Source organism: Nocardia sp. NPDC050175 (genome assembly GCF_044459885.1).
In the GTDB taxonomy this organism is placed as follows: Bacteria; Actinomycetota; Actinomycetes; order Mycobacteriales; family Mycobacteriaceae; genus Nocardia.
On record NZ_JBITJI010000006.1, the window covers coordinates 172,083 to 186,762 of the forward strand.

The window sequence follows — 14,680 nt, forward strand, 5'->3', positions numbered from 1 at the left end:
ACTACCGTCCTGTCGGTAACGGGGCAATGGTTCGGTGGTGCGGGCCTGCTCTCATGAGTACGAGAAGAAGCCCTGACCGGACTTCCGGCCGTGTAGTCCGGCGTCCACCATCTTTTTCAGCAAGGGGCACGGCCGATACTTGCTGTCCCCGTAGAACTCCTGGAGTCCCTCGATGCTGTACAGGATGGTGTCGAGCCCGATGAGATCCGCGGTCTCCAGCGGACCGGACGCGTGCCCGAAGCAGGACCGGAAGATCTCGTCCACCTCGGCCGCCGCCGCCACGCCGTCCTGCAGCAGGAAGATGGCCTCGTTGACCATCAGCATCAACACCCGATTGGAGACGAAGCCCGGCATGTCGTTGACGATGATGCCGCGCTTGTCGAGGTCGGCGAGCAGCTGCAGCGCGATGGCGATGGTGGTCTCGGAGGTGTGCCAGCCGCGGATCACCTCGACGGTGGATTTCATCGGCACGGGGTTCATGAAATGCATGCCGATCACCCGATCCGGGCGATTGGTCACCCCGGCAATCTTGGTGATCGGGATGCACGACGTATTCGCCGCGAAAACCGTGTCGGGCGCGCAGATACGGTCCAGTTCCGGATATATCTCAGCCTTGAGCGCCCAGTTCTCGGTGATGTTCTCGATCACGAACTCCGCGGCGCCGACCTCGCCGATATCGGTGGTGTAGCTGACCCGCTGGGTCAGGTCGCCGTACTTCTCGGTGTCGTGACCGAACAGGCGCCCGGTGCGCGAGTACCGGACGACCTCGCTTTCCGCACGGTCGAGCTGTTCACGGGACCGGTCCACCAGCACCACCGAAAAGCCGTGCGCCGCAAGGGCTTGTGCCAGACCGGTGCCCATGACACCGGCACCGATGACGCCGAGAAGTTTCATGGCCGTGACTTCCTTTCGTCTGCGGTGGCCGTGAGTAGGTAAGCGGCCATATCGGCGATCGTCGGCGCCTCGAACAACGCCACGGTCGGGACGATCGCGCGGAACTGTTTCTTGATCGAGTTGATCAGTTGCAGGCCGACCAGCGAATTGCCGCCGGACTCGAAGAAGTTGTCGTGCGGGCCGACCTGATCGACGCCGAGGGCCTGCTGCCAGAGTTCCGCGAGCCTGCGCTGGTACTCCTCGACGGTTCGGCCGGGTGGTGCCGTGGCGGCGGCCGGTTCCAGTGCCGACGAGGTGACCGCGCCGAACGGATCGCCGCCGCCGACCCACGTCTCGATGCGGTCGTGCAGCTGACCGGCGGAGACCACCGCGCGACGCGGGCCGCTCGCGATGAGTCGGTCCAGTACCGCGAGCGCGTCCGCGGCGGCGAACGAATACTTGTCCAAGGAGTCAGCGACACCGGGGTTTTCGCCGTGCCGAACGGTGGCCTGCCAGGTGTCCCAGCACGCCGAGCGCCAGGCAGATCCGCCGGGCAGGCCGTGCAGCGCGACGAATTGGTCCTGGAATGCGTTGGCGGCCGCGTAGGCCGCGAACCCGATGCCGCCGAGGACCGCCGACATCGAGGACAGCAGGACGACGAAGTCGGGACGTTCGCCGCGCAGTGCGGCGGCGAGGGCGATGGTGCCGTCGATCTTGGCCCGGAAATGCGCGGCGCTGATCTCCGGTGTGGTCGCCTCGATCGTGGTGAACGCGTCCGGGGACAGCACACCCGCGGCGTGGATCACGCCGTCGATCGGACCGAACCTGTTGCGGGCGTTGACAATCGCGGCGGCAGTGGCGTCGGGATCACCGATGTCACAGGTCAGCACCAGCACCTGGGCACCGGCGTCCTTCAGGTCGCGCACCGCGGTTGCCTTGGCGCGCAACGTCGCACCGGCCTGCGCGACCGCTGCCGCGTCGTCGAGATCCGGTAGCGGCGTCCTGGCCAGCAGGACCAGTTTGACCTCGGCCGCCGCGGCGGCCAGATGAGCCGCGGCCTGGAGGCCGATACTTCCGGTCCCGCCGGTGATCACATAGACACCACCATCGCGCACGTACGGAGTCGGTGCGTCGAGGGTGAGTGGCCTGAAGCGTTTCACCAGCCTGCGCCGCCCGCGACGCGCGATGATCGCGTCGGCGCCCGGCCAATGCAGTTCGGCGATAACAGCTTCGGTCAGCTCGTCCCACGAACCGTCCTCGTCGTCGACCGGTGTGACGACATCGAACGTGCGCACCGCCAGCCCCGGGTATTCCTGCCCTGCGGTCAGCGCGGGGCCCGCAACGGCGGTCTTGCCGGGATAGAGAGTGTCGTCGGGATCGATGAACTGCGCGTGATCGGTGACGACCAATATCCGGCAGCCGTCGACGCAGCGCCGACCCCACTGGCCGGCCAGCGCCATCAGACTGTCGAACCCGAAACGTCGATGCAGGGCGACACTGTCGACGGTCGCCGGGTGGTCGGTCGTACCGTGCACGGACCACAGATGAACGATGGTGCGTGGCAGCAGGTTCCGTTCGTCGAGCGCTTCGAACAGACGGGCGTAATCGGCCGGCTCGCCGGGCCGGATGCGGTAGCCGCCAGCGGTGGACGTCCCGAATTCGGTACCGGGGACCACGGTCACCAGGTCGGCACCGTCCAGCGCCTTGGCCACATGACCGGCCAGATCGGCACTGCGCGTGCCGGGATCGGCGAACAGGAGGTAGGGCCCGTACCGATCCGCCGAATCAGACGCGGGCACTGCGACCCACTGTGGTTCGAAGAGCTCGGTGGCCGCACTGTCCGTCGCGGCAGGCGTCCCGATCGGGGCGACGCTGACGCCATGCTCACTCGTCGGCCAAAACTGTTGGTGCTGAAATGAATACGTTGGAAGGGAAAGCGAACTTCCCGCTGAGCCGATACGCGACCAATCCACGTCCACCCCGCCGACCCACAGGCGACCGAGCGTGCGGGACACGATCATCTCGTCCGGATCACGCGTCGAGGAACCACGCAGTGTCGGCAACGCCACGGCGCCACTGGAATGCACCAGCGCCTGAGTGACCAGGCTGGCCAGCTGACCGGCCCCGAGGTCGAGCACCACGCACGGCTCCGAGTCGACGAGCGTGTGCACGCCGTCGGCGAACGAGACCGTCGCACACATGTGTTCGGCCCAGTACTGCGGGTCGCGGGCCTGATCGTCGGTGATCCACTTGCCGGTCAGGTTGGACACGAACGGAATTCGGGGCGCACGCAGCTCGACCCCGTCGAACAGTTCGATCAGCCGCTCGCGCAACGGATCCAGCAGGTGCGAATGCATCGCGCGGGTGGTCGGCACGCGCCGCGCGGCGATCTCGTCGGTGGCAAGGCGTTGTTCGAGCGCGGCGATCGCGGCATCAGTCCCGGCGACTACGACCGTGTTGGGGCTGTTGACCGCGGCGCAGGACAGGTCAGGGCCGAGGTATTCGGCGATGCGGTCCGCGGAGGTCGCGACGGTGAGCATGGCGCCGGGTTCGGCGGCCGCGACGAGCTGAGCCCGCCGAATCACCAGCGGCAGCGCGACATCCACGTCGAACACGCCGGACAGGCAGGCGGCGGAGTATTCGCCGAGGCTGTATCCGAGCAGACCTCGCGGCTCGATGCCATAGCTGTGCCACAGCCGTGCTGCGGCGTAGTTCAACGCGAAAACCACCGCGTGTGCCAGGTCGATTCGGGTGACCAGTTCTCCGGGGCCGGTCGCGTCGCCGCGCAACGCCGCGAAGGGATCCGACACCACCGGCGCGGCATCCGGGTACAGGGCGGTGCGCAAGTCCATGCCCAACGAGTCGGCCGCGACCTCGGCACACTGATCAATCGCGGCACGGAAGGCCGGATGCGATTGGTAGAGGTCACGTCCCATGCCGGGGAACTGATCGCCGGTGCCCGGCAACACGAATCGCACAACCGGCTGAGATCCACGCGGCACGGTCGCCACCGGCACCCGGCGGCCGACCTCGTCGAGTGCCTCTGCCGCGTCAAGCAGTGTCCGGAATGGCACCGCCGTTCGGCACGGCATGCAAGTTCGCCCCGTCCGCAGGGTGGCAGCCACCGCAGCGGGAGCGAGTCGTGGATTGCTGCGCAGGTACTCCGCGATCGCGTGTGCGGTGCTGGTCAACGTCTCGGGCGAGCGCGCGGACAACGGCAGGATGTGCCAGCGTTCCTGGTCTTCGGGATCTTGCTCGACCGGCGGCGCGGACACGATGACGTGGGCGTTGGTGCCCGACCAGCCGAACGAACTGACACCGGCCGTGGGGACGCGCTCGTCCTCGCGCGGCCACGGAATGTTCTCGTGTGGCAGGCGAACCGGGGTGGCGGACCAATCGATCGCCGGATTCGGTTGGCGCAAATGCAGATTCCGCGGGATGGTCCGGCGGTTCAGTGCGAGCACGGTTTTGACCAATCCGGCCATCCCGGCCGCACCGGTGAGATGACCGATGTTCGTCTTCACCGCGCCCACATACAGCGGCCGGGCGCCCGATACGCCGAAAACCTCGGTCAATGCGGCGATCTCGATCGCGTCACCGAGCTGCGTCCCCGAGCCGTGCGCCTCGACGTAATCGACGCTGTCGGCATTGATTCCAGCGCGCTGCTGTGCCTCGCGAATGACCGCGACCTGCGCGGCGCGGTTCGGGGCGGTCAACCCGTTGCTCATGCCGTCCTGGTTCACCGCCGACCCACGCACCACTGCGAGCACCTGATGCCGTCGAGCTTTCGCTTCGGTGAGCCGTTCGACAACGACCGCGCCGCATCCCTCGCCGAGCAGGAACCCGTCCGCCGCCGCGTCGAAGGTCTTGCAGCGACCGTCCACGGCGAGCATCCGCATCTTGCAGGCCTGCAGGTAGGTATCGGGATGCACGATCGCGCTGACTCCGGCGACAACGGCACGATCGCACTCGCCGTTGCGGATGCTGTTCATCGCCAGATGCAACGCGACCAGCGAGGACGAGCAGGCCGTGTCGACGACCAGGCTCGGCCCACGCAGGTCGAGTAGATACGAAAGGCGGCCCGCCGCAACGCTGGACGCGCTGCCCAGGCCCACGTACGGGTCATCCAATTCGGCGTGGCCGCCGTGGTCGACCAGGACGTTCGCGTAACGACTGTCGGCCATCATCCCGACGAACACCCCGGTCCGGCTGCCCCGGATCTGGTCGGCGGGGATGGCGGCGTCCTCGAACGCCGCCCAGGTCGCCTCTAGCAGCATCCGCTGTTGCGGGTCCATCCGCATCGCCTCGCGGGGCGAGATGCCGAAGAACTGGGCGTCGAAGCCCGCGATGTCGTCGACGAACGCGCCCTTCGTCGTGTAAGTCGTTTCCGGCGCGTAAGGATCGGGATCGAAGTATTCCGATGCGTCCCAACGTTGTTGCGGCACATCGGTCGCGGTGTCGATGCCGTCGGCCAGGTTGCGCCAGAACAACTGTGGTGAGTTCGCGCCGCCAGGGAATCGGCAAGCCAGGCCCGCGATGCACATCGTGTCGTCGTCGGCTGCCACCGCCCGCTCAGCGGTGTCGCCGAAATCAGCTGTGGCGCTCGCGGAATCGGCAGTCGCGCCGACCAGTGCCGCACTCAACTGCTCCACTGTCGGGTGCTCGTACAGCAGGGTTTCGGGGAGGTCGCGGCCGAGCCACTCTTCCAGCTCGCCGGACAGGCCGACCGCGTCGGACGACGTCAGCCCGTAGGCGGCGAAGGTGGTGGTCCGATCGATCGCCGCCGGGTCCATTCCGATGATCTGGCTTATCTTGTCTGCCATCCATTGTTCGATCGCCGACCGATCGAAGGCACCGGACCCCACCCGATTCGTCTCCACCAATACCACCCTTCAGACATCGGGTTCCCGGCCTGAATGCTCGAATTCATAAAGAGCTTCTGCCATACACCCGATCAGGGAGAGCTCAGCCCCTGGTGGCCCGAATCTAGCACCGTTACACCCACCTCGCAACGCCGCTTCCAGCATACTTCATATAGATACATATTTGAATGAGAGTCGTTGCAGCAGGCTGGACTTCCCACTCGACAACGACTACATTCTCGCCATTTCCGCGAAATTCGCAACCCCCCGAAAAGGGGGGTTGTCGGCGAATCCGATCCCCCCGATCGGGGGGTTTACAAACAGCCCTGCTAATGCCATCCGGATAGCGGCGAATAGGCACTGGGTGCGTGATCACGAAATGGTACAATGTGATGAGGGTCACAGGCACTGGAATGGTTACACTTCGTTAGTTCGGCTATCTTGAAGGCGGGGCAGGCTACAGGGTGTCCACACTTGGAGCTGGGGTGTTATGGATTCGGACTCCAACAATTAAAGGTGCATTTCAGACTTCCAAGTCGCAGGACTAAGGATATCCATTGGAAACTCAGCACATCAGCTGCTCGACCGAAACTATTTCGGCCACTTTTGCGGAAAGAACCAATACTCCTTTCGCCAAAACCTTGGACGGCCTGCGCACCAATCCCGAGCTCAAATTGTTCTGGGATTGCATCTGGACACCACCGGAGACGAAAGAGCAATTCCTGGAGTACGCCGGGCAGCTGCGCCGGTTCGCCGCACACAGCGGCGGGCTGCTCGGCCGCAGCCCCGATTTCCTGGCCGGCATCGTGTCCGCCTGGGCGGCCAACGCCGACCATTTCGGCGACGGCGCCGGACCGATCCGCGAGTTCCACCGTGAGTGCCGTGCCGACAATGCCATCCTCACGCACGCGATCTCCGATATCTCCGAACGCGGGCGAATCTCCGAGGATCACCTGCTCAAAGTCGTTGCGCGTGACGCCGACGGCATCTATTTGAGCGGTTTCAAACAGCTGGCCACGCTGGCGCTGTACGCCGACATGCTACTGATCTACCCCTACCGCATGCTGTCGCAGGCGGAGGAATACACCGCGCTGTGCGTCGCGATCGAACCCGACAGCGACGGGGTCACCGTGCATTCGCGCGCGGGCTTCCGCGGCGCGCACGAGCTGCCCGACCAATCCATCGACGTGCTCGACGAACAAGACGCGATCATCGAGCTGAACCGCGCATTCGTGCCCAACTCCCGGGTCTTCATCGACGGTTCCATCGAACAGTGCAATACGTTGCGGGCCCGCACCGGCATGACCCATCCGGCCTGGGTGCAGGCGCTCGCCCGGATGTCGGCGAAAGCCGAGATGTATTACACCCTGGCGCAGCGGGTACTGGACGGCGGCCAGACCTCCGTCAAGGAACCCGCGGTAATTCTGGCGAAGCTCCGCCGTTTCGCCGCGAGCACCGAACGAGACTTCACCGCCGCGCTCGACTCGGCCGCATTCGACGACCGCTACGGATTCTGGGCCGCCGATCGAAATCTGCTCCTGCAGGGTATCGGTAATTTCACCGAACGCATCGAGGGGGCTTCGACCCTGCTTTCGCAAATGGCCGGATTGGATCTCATCTGTCCCAAACCGGGCAGAACAACCCAGCACGGCCTCATTCCCGCCGCACCACAGCTCTCCGATTGGACATTGTTCACCAACCTCTCGTCGGGCGCGTACGGATATCGACAGAACAAATACGAGCTGGCATTCGTCGGTGATCCCGATCGGCTCGCCGCTGGCTGACAGGCGGAAAAGCACCGAAAGAGAGGTATGAACGACATGCTCAACCGGAAACGCCTGATCGAAGCGCTGGAGCCGTTCAGCGGGTACGTGCAGTCGGCTGTGCTGTACAACCTGATCGAGCACGGAATTCTGGAACAAATCGTGGTGAACGGAATTTCCGTTCGCAAGGCGCTGGAATCGGCCGTCACGACACCGGAGCGGGTCGACGCGCTGCAGCTCTTCCTGCGGACCGCGGGATACACCGACAACGATCGGGCCACCGACAAGCTCGTGCAGATCTGGGAGGCACGCGGCTGGTATCAGATGATGATCGGCGGATACGGCCGCACCTTCCTGGACATCGGCAGCGGGTTCACCTCCCCCGCCGCGGTGCCGAGGGACGGCCGCATGGTCGGCATCGGCAGCTGCGAGATCAGCGTGCACGACGCGATCCCGCTGATGTACCGGGTGCTCGATCAGCGCGGTAAGACCTACACCAGCGGCATCGACCTCGGTTGCGGCAGCGGTATCTTCCTGACCACGCTGGCCGAGAAGTATCCGGACATGCGGCTCACCGGGATCGAGCCGAGCCCCGAGGGTGCCGCCGCCGCAGTGGAATTCGTGTCCGGGTCGCTACACGCCGACCGGATCGACATCGTCAACGCGGATGCCATCCGTCATCTCGAGCAGACCGAATCCCGCTACGACTTCGGCATCATCAGCTTCGTCATCCACGAAATCCTCGGCCAGGAGGGCGAAGCGGGCGTCCGCACGTTCCTCCGGTCGCTGTTCGACACCAACCCCGGCCTCGAACTCCTGGTGATCGACATCGATTACTGCTGGGACGATCCGGAGAAGATGCGCGACCCGCATCGCACCAACTACTACAACCACTACTTCCTGCTGCACCCGTTCACCGACCAGCGCCTGGCACCCAAGCAGTACTGGACGGACCTGTACGAGAGCGAGGGCCTCGAGGTCGTAGTGGACGACGTCGACACTCCCGGCCTCGACGAGACCGGCATCGTGACCGCAATGCTGTTGCGGTCCAAGGGAACCCACGATGACTGACTACACCGACAGCCAGGCCGTCTCCCGGCTGAGTTCGGGCCCGCGCACCTTCTTCCGGCTCCCCTACCGGCCGATCCGGGAGCTCACCGCCGCCGACGGCGTCGACGCGGTGATCATGGGGGTGCCGATCGACGGCGCGACGGGCTACCGCAGCGGCGCTCGCTTCGGGCCCGAGGCGGTCCGCTCGGCGAGCACGCTCGGCCGATTGGGCAGCCGGGAACGCGATCTGGTCATCACCGATCTGCTCACCGTCGTCGACGGCGGCGACGTGCACATCGTGCCCGGCTACCACCTGCAGACGCTCGACCTGATCGAGCACAGCGTCAAGCTCGTGCACGACATCGGCGCGCTGCCGATCTTGGTCGGCGGTGACCACAGCCTGGCCATCGCCGAATTGCGCGCCGCCGCAAAACAACACGGTCCACTGTCGCTGGTGCAGCTGGACGCGCACCGCGACGTGCTCGACAACTACTTCGGCATGAAGCACTTTCACGGCACGGTGTACCGCCGCGCCGCCGAAGAAGGCCTGATCGATCCGACCACCAGCATCCAGATCGGTATGCGCGGCAGCGTGCCGCGCGAGGACCTGGAAGACGACGGCCTCGGCTTCACCGTGATCCAGTGCGAGGAGGCGATGGCGCTCGGCGCCAACGAGCTCGGCCGGATCGTCCGGGACAGGGTCGGCGCCAATCCCGTTGCGCTGACGTTCGATATCGACTTCGTCGATCCCTCGTGCGCCCCCGGCACCGGTACCCCCGAGGTCGGCGGGCCGTCCTCGGCGTTCGCGCTGCGGCTGTTGCGCGAACTTCAGCTGCCCGATATTCGCACCGTATCGCTGGTCGAGATCTCGCCGCCGTACGACACTGCCGACATCACCGCGCACCTCGGCGTCGCGGTGATCTTCGAAATCATGACCCTTGCCGCCGCCGCACGGCGAGCCAAGACGCAACAGGATGGTCGTTTGCATGCCTGACAACATCACCGACCTCGAAGTCAAGGCGCTGATCGACGGCGTGAACCTGTCCGATGGGCATCCGCGAATGTCGCTGTCCGACACACAGTCCGACATCGTCACCGCCTTCCCCGACGTGTTCGCGCAAACCAGGAAGTTGCCGGTCGACGTGGTCGAGCGGAATGCGCGTAACTCGTTCCTGTCGTCGATCGGGCAGCACGGCGCGCTGGCCGACGAGGTCACCTTCCGCAGCTGCTACTCCTCCTCGACCGCTATCGACATGATCGGCAAGGCGATTCGCCTCGCCGACCGCCGGGTGGCCATGGTCGAGCCGACCTTCGACAACCTGCACGACCTGCTCGCGGGCCACGGACTGACCATCCATTCCGTCGCCGAGACCGAGTTGGCGTCTGGTGCGCTCGAGAACGTAATCCCCACGCGCGGAGTGCTGTTCACCGTCTCACCGAATAATCCGACGGGCACGGTGATCGATGCGGATCGGCTGCATGAGATCGCGGCCGCGTGCGCCGACCGGGACACCGTCCTCGTCATCGATTCCTGCTTCCGGGCACAGGATCTCCGCGCGCAGTACGACATGTATGCCGTGCTTGGTCACTACGATCTCGACTGGGTGATCATCGAGGACACCGGAAAGCTCTGGCCCCTGCAGGAATTGAAGGCAGGCTTCCTGAACTGGAATGTCGGTAATCCGCTGCCGCTGGCCAGGATGTACTCCGATCACATGCTGTCGGCGTCGCCATTCATCCTGCGCATCGTCGATCTTTTCGCCGAGGACGGCAGGCACGGTGGCTACGATCGGCTGCGCGGCGGCATCCAGAGCAACCGGACCCTGGCGCGCGAGCACATCAACTTGGCGCCCGCCTATCCGGAATCCAGAATCTCGGTCGATACGTTCCGGCTGCCGGAGGGTGTCGAGGCCAGCGCGCTCTACACTGAACTCGGCGAGGCTGGTGTGCACGTGCTGCCCGGCGAGCTGTTCTACTGGGCGCAGCCAAAACTCGGCACCGATCTGATCCGTATCTCGCTGGCGCGCGATCCGGAAGCCGTCGTCACCGGCTGCCAACGCGTCGACCAGCACCTAGAGGCGTGGAGGCGTGTTGTCATCAGGTGATCGCGCAACGGTGGTCCTGCTCCAGGCGAAACAATCGCTGGGCACCGTCGGGCTGACCGAGTTCGGCTCGGCCGTCACGGCGGCGGGCGCCGACCTACGGATACTGCGGACCGGGGAGGTTCCGCTGGTTCGCGAGGGCGACGAGGCACTGGACGGGATCGGCGCGGAACAGATCGCCGACCTCGACGAATGGCGGTCGCTGATCCCCGCCGGGACCACCGCGATCGTCACCAATGACGAGTACCTGCTCGGTCTTGCGGCGCAGTTGTCCGGCGACCTCGGCTTGCCGACCCCGATCCCTGCGGGCTCCTTGGAGAACTACCGGCACAAGGGGGTCATGCGCCGGGCGCTGGAAGCCGCGGGTGTCCCGGTCCCGGAGACGTTGATCGTGGCCGACGGTAGCGTCGAAAAGGCCGGTGGCTGCACCGGATTCGCCGACGACGAGCTCGTCATCGTCAAACCCGCCGCGGAGGCGAATCTGCGCGGGATCCGGACCGAGAAATTCGGCACCGTCGATCTCCCCACCCTCGGCGACGGGCTGGTCGAACGGTTACTCGAAGGCCCGCAGTACCATTCGGAAGTCCTCGTGACGAACGGCACTGTCACACATCTGTTTTCGGGACTGTACATTCGTTCGCTGCTCGACCTGACCAAGGGCGGCGGCTCTGGTTCGGCCCGGACCGATCCCGCGACGGAGGCCAAGCTGGCCGACCTCGCTATCCGTACGTGCACCGCACTCGGCCTCGATGGCACATTCACCGCACACGTCGAATACCTCTCCAGCGGTGATGCTTTCGACGATGTCGTGGTCAGCGAAGTATGCGCCCGCGCTTCCGGCGGCGAGGTCCCGTTCCAGTCCAGGACCATCGCCGGAGTCGATCTCGAGCTGCTCAACCTGCGAATCCAGGCTGGACTCGACTGGGACGAGCCGAAGATCGATCCGGACGCCTCGGGCGGATGGATGTGGCGGGTCGGTCAACCGATCGCCGGGGCCGACCGCATCGAGCACCTGCCCGTCGCCGCGTCGTTCGATCGCATCCGCCTGGGCGGGCGGGCCAGGCTCACCGGCCGCACCGAGGCCGTCCTGGCCGCGCTCGAACTGCTGGCCACCGCGAACGAGGTGCCGTGAGTGACGAGTGAGCGACGGCCCATAGATCGGTCCCGACGGCGCGGGAAACCGTTGACCGACTTCGCCTTTCAGGAATGGAAGGTCCCGACCCTGCCGCCGCCGTGGGAACTCACCCCGGTCACACCGGCCACCGCGGCCGAGATCGACCAGGTGGTGCACTGGATGGCCCAGCCACACGTGCAGATCGCGATGCACAAGGATTGGGACCGGGGCGGCTGGCAGGACGAGATCGAATTCCAGTTCTCCGACAACAAGACTCGCCCCTTCCTCGTCGGCCAGGACGGGCAGCGGGGCGGCTACGTCGAGCTGTACCGCGTCGCGCTCGACGCGGTCGCCGACTATTACGACACGCCGGACAGCGATATGGGCATGCACGGCTGCATCGGCGAACCCGACTATTTCGGGTACGCCCTGCCGTTCTGGGTCGCGCTCATCGCCGGCGTCTTCGAGACCTACCCGGACTGCACCGGCGTGATCTCGGACCCGACCGCGTCCAATCAGCTGGTGCGCACGCTCGACCGGAATGTCTGCAAGGTCGTGGACGGCCACGAGCTCGGGGAGGTGGATCTACCGCACAAACAGGCCGCGCTGTTCCGCTTCGAGCGCGAAAACTTCTATGCCGCAATGCAACGACAAGGGGGTGTCGACGTTGTCCTCCGCGAGCTCGGTGGTCACTGATCCTATTCGCTGGTTCCTACTACACGGTCCGCTCCGATTGTTGCCGGATTCCATGCTCGGCGATGAGAACGATGTGGGCAGGCTGTTTCTCCGGCCACCGGAGAAAGGCGATCCCTATCGGGCGATCCTGACGAAGATCGGCGCGACGGCGGGCGTGCATGATAGCGCCGCGGGAATTGTCGTCACCGGATACGAGGAGAGCGAGGAGATCCTGCGCAGCAACGACTGGTCGGCCGACCAGCCCGTTGCGATTCCGCAGGCCGCCGGGGTCTACCGCTGGCTGACCAGGCGTTCGGTGCCCATCGCCCTCGACGCCCCCGCCCTGGTCTTCATGGATCCGCCCGAGCACACCAGGCTGCGGAAGCTGGTCTTCCCGATGTTCACCCATCGCGCGGTGACGAGCTCGATCGATATCATCAGCAAGCACACCGAGGCGGTGCTCGGGGAGCTCGACGGCCGGGACAACATTGATCTGGTCGCGGATTTCGCGCGCAAGATTCCCATCCGCGTGATCTCCGACTTCCTCGGCATTCCCGATCTCGGCGATGACATGCTCGATTCGCTAGGCGGCCACGGGGCCAAACTGCTCGACGTCGGCATCACCTTTCCGGAATACCGGCGCGGGATGACCGAGGCGCGTAAGTTCACCGACTTCGTGGTGGAGTGCACGAAGGATCCGGGACTGCTGCAAGAGGGATTCCTGCTGGATTGCGTGCGCATGCACGCGGCCGGCGAACTCACCTTCGCCGAGCTGCTCACCCTGGTCGGCTTCGTCTTCGCGGCGGGATTCGAGACCACCGTCAGCTTTATCGCGAATTCCATTGTGACCGTGCTCGAACACGGCCTCGGTGCCGAGGTGCTCGAGGACGGCCGCCTGACCGATCCGTGGTTCGAGGAGTTGCTGCGCTACGACTCCCCCATCCAGCTGACCCACCGCACCGCGCGGGTGGAGACCAAGATCGGTGATCGGGTCGTCGCGCCGGGCACCGGGGCGTTGATCTGGGTCGGCGCGGTCAACTACGACACCAGCGCCTACCCGAATCCGGGTCGGCTCGACGTCGAGAATGTCTCCGCGCGAACGAGTATGAGCTTCTCCACCGGTGTGCATCGCTGCCTCGGGGCGTCGTTGGCGAAGGTTCAGGGGCAGGTTGCGGTCGGCAGCTTCCTCACCGCATATCCGAATGCCCGGCTGCTGCCGGGTCGGCAATGGCGGGATTCGATTGTCCTGCACGGGCATATCCGAGTTCCACTGGCGTTGACCAGCGCACGCTGATGCGCGCCGTCACGGTGGATCCGGCGACGCTCTACTGCCTCGGGGTTTCGACCGACCCGGGCACCGTCGCCGGAGCTCTGGGCGTCCGGGTCGAGTCGGTGGCGCCGGGTACCGCGCTGGACCACAAGATGGTCGCCCTCGCCGCGCATGACCTCACCGCCGCCGAGTTGGCCGAAGCTGCCGCCGCGACAACGGATTCCTGGGTCCATCTGGTCTCGTCCGGACCCAACTATCCGCACATCCCCACGCTCGCGCGGAACAATCTGGTGACCAGAAGCGCGCGGGCTTATGCGCCGTCGCTGTCGGAATACGTCATCACCCAGCACGTATTGCACTGCGCCGCAGCAGCGCCCGACGAGATGCCGAAACCCTTCCACCGCCGCGACGCCGTCGTCGTCGGGTACGGCGCCTTCGGCCACACCATCGCGGCAACGCTGGCCGGACTCGGCGCACGGGTGACCGTGGTTCGGCCGCGCTCCCGCATTACGCATCCGTTCGGTAGCACGGAGACCACGCCAATCGATCGCCTGCCACACCGATTCGCGCACCTGATGGTCGTCGCGCTACCCGGCCTGCCCGAGCTGACGCACTTCATCGATGACGCGCTGTTCCACTGCCTGCGGCTCGACGGACATCTCATCAATCCCGCCCGCTCATCACCCGTCGACGCAGACGCGCTGCTGCACTGGCTCGCCGCGGGTACCGGTCGGCTCACCAGCGATGTCGAAACCGACGACCGGGCAGAGCTGTTGCGGCCATGGATCGATAAGGAACGCGTGACGCTGACGCCACATTCCGCCTGGCGGCCCTGGGACGGCGATCCGCTGTATCACCAGGACTGGGCGGCAATCCATGCCACCGGAACCCTTGATCAGTCGACAATAAGGGAACAGTCCCTGCGCATCGACCCGCGAACGATCGCGACGGACTACCTGATTCCCTGACCA

10 protein-coding genes are annotated in these 14,680 nt (G+C 65.5%); 8 read left to right on the forward strand and 2 right to left on the reverse strand.

All coding sequences use genetic code 11. From position 1 onward, the window contains the following. Positions 1 to 51 precede the first annotated feature (51 nt). Positions 52 to 894 (reverse strand): 3-hydroxyacyl-CoA dehydrogenase family protein, encoded by an 843-nt coding sequence (locus ACIBK2_RS21780; protein ID WP_396969365.1) that lies wholly within the window; start codon positions 892 to 894, stop codon positions 52 to 54. Further along, a complete protein-coding gene (locus tag ACIBK2_RS21785) occupies positions 891 to 5,696 on the reverse strand; it encodes an SDR family NAD(P)-dependent oxidoreductase (protein ID WP_396969366.1) in 4,806 nt (1,601 codons plus the stop codon). Before ACIBK2_RS21785 ends, ACIBK2_RS21780 begins: the two co-directional genes overlap by 4 nt. Positions 5,697 to 6,292: 596 nt before the next feature. On the opposite strand from ACIBK2_RS21785, the gene ACIBK2_RS21790 reads away from it, so the two are divergent. From ACIBK2_RS21790 to ACIBK2_RS21825, 8 genes are read left to right on the forward strand one after another with little or no spacing between them, the layout of a single operon-like run. Further along, positions 6,293 to 7,519: a 4-hydroxyphenylacetate 3-hydroxylase N-terminal domain-containing protein gene (locus ACIBK2_RS21790; protein WP_396969367.1), complete on the forward strand. Its 1,227-nt coding sequence runs from the start codon at positions 6,293 to 6,295 to the stop codon at positions 7,517 to 7,519. A 27-nt stretch (positions 7,520 to 7,546) separates the two neighbouring features. Beyond that, positions 7,547 to 8,569, forward strand: coding sequence for a methyltransferase domain-containing protein (locus ACIBK2_RS21795; RefSeq protein ID WP_396969368.1), 1,023 nt, complete (start codon positions 7,547 to 7,549; stop codon positions 8,567 to 8,569). After that, positions 8,562 to 9,542, forward strand: a complete 981-nt coding sequence (locus ACIBK2_RS21800; RefSeq protein WP_396969369.1) for an arginase family protein — start codon at positions 8,562 to 8,564, stop codon at positions 9,540 to 9,542. Before ACIBK2_RS21795 ends, ACIBK2_RS21800 begins: the two co-directional genes overlap by 8 nt. Continuing rightward, a complete protein-coding gene (locus ACIBK2_RS21805) occupies positions 9,535 to 10,653 on the forward strand; it encodes a pyridoxal phosphate-dependent aminotransferase (protein ID WP_396969370.1) in 1,119 nt (372 codons plus the stop codon). The genes ACIBK2_RS21800 and ACIBK2_RS21805 overlap by 8 nt, the downstream gene beginning before the upstream one ends. Then, positions 10,640 to 11,782: an acetyl-CoA carboxylase biotin carboxylase subunit family protein gene (locus tag ACIBK2_RS21810; RefSeq protein ID WP_396969371.1), complete on the forward strand. Its 1,143-nt coding sequence runs from the start codon at positions 10,640 to 10,642 to the stop codon at positions 11,780 to 11,782. The genes ACIBK2_RS21805 and ACIBK2_RS21810 overlap by 14 nt, the downstream gene beginning before the upstream one ends. Beyond that, entirely contained in the window at positions 11,783 to 12,460 is a 678-nt protein-coding gene (locus ACIBK2_RS21815) for a GNAT family N-acetyltransferase (RefSeq protein ID WP_396969372.1), read from the forward strand. It abuts the gene before it with no gap. Between the two features lie 40 nt (positions 12,461 to 12,500). Further along, the gene (locus ACIBK2_RS21820; protein WP_396969373.1) at positions 12,501 to 13,733 is read left to right on the forward strand and encodes a cytochrome P450; all 1,233 of its coding nucleotides are present in this window, start codon (positions 12,501 to 12,503) and stop codon (positions 13,731 to 13,733) included. Next, complete coding sequence (locus ACIBK2_RS21825; protein ID WP_396969374.1) at positions 13,733 to 14,677, forward strand: NAD(P)-dependent oxidoreductase; 945 nt, start codon at positions 13,733 to 13,735, stop codon at positions 14,675 to 14,677. Before ACIBK2_RS21820 ends, ACIBK2_RS21825 begins: the two co-directional genes overlap by 1 nt. The last annotated feature ends 3 nt before the right edge of the window (positions 14,678 to 14,680 follow it).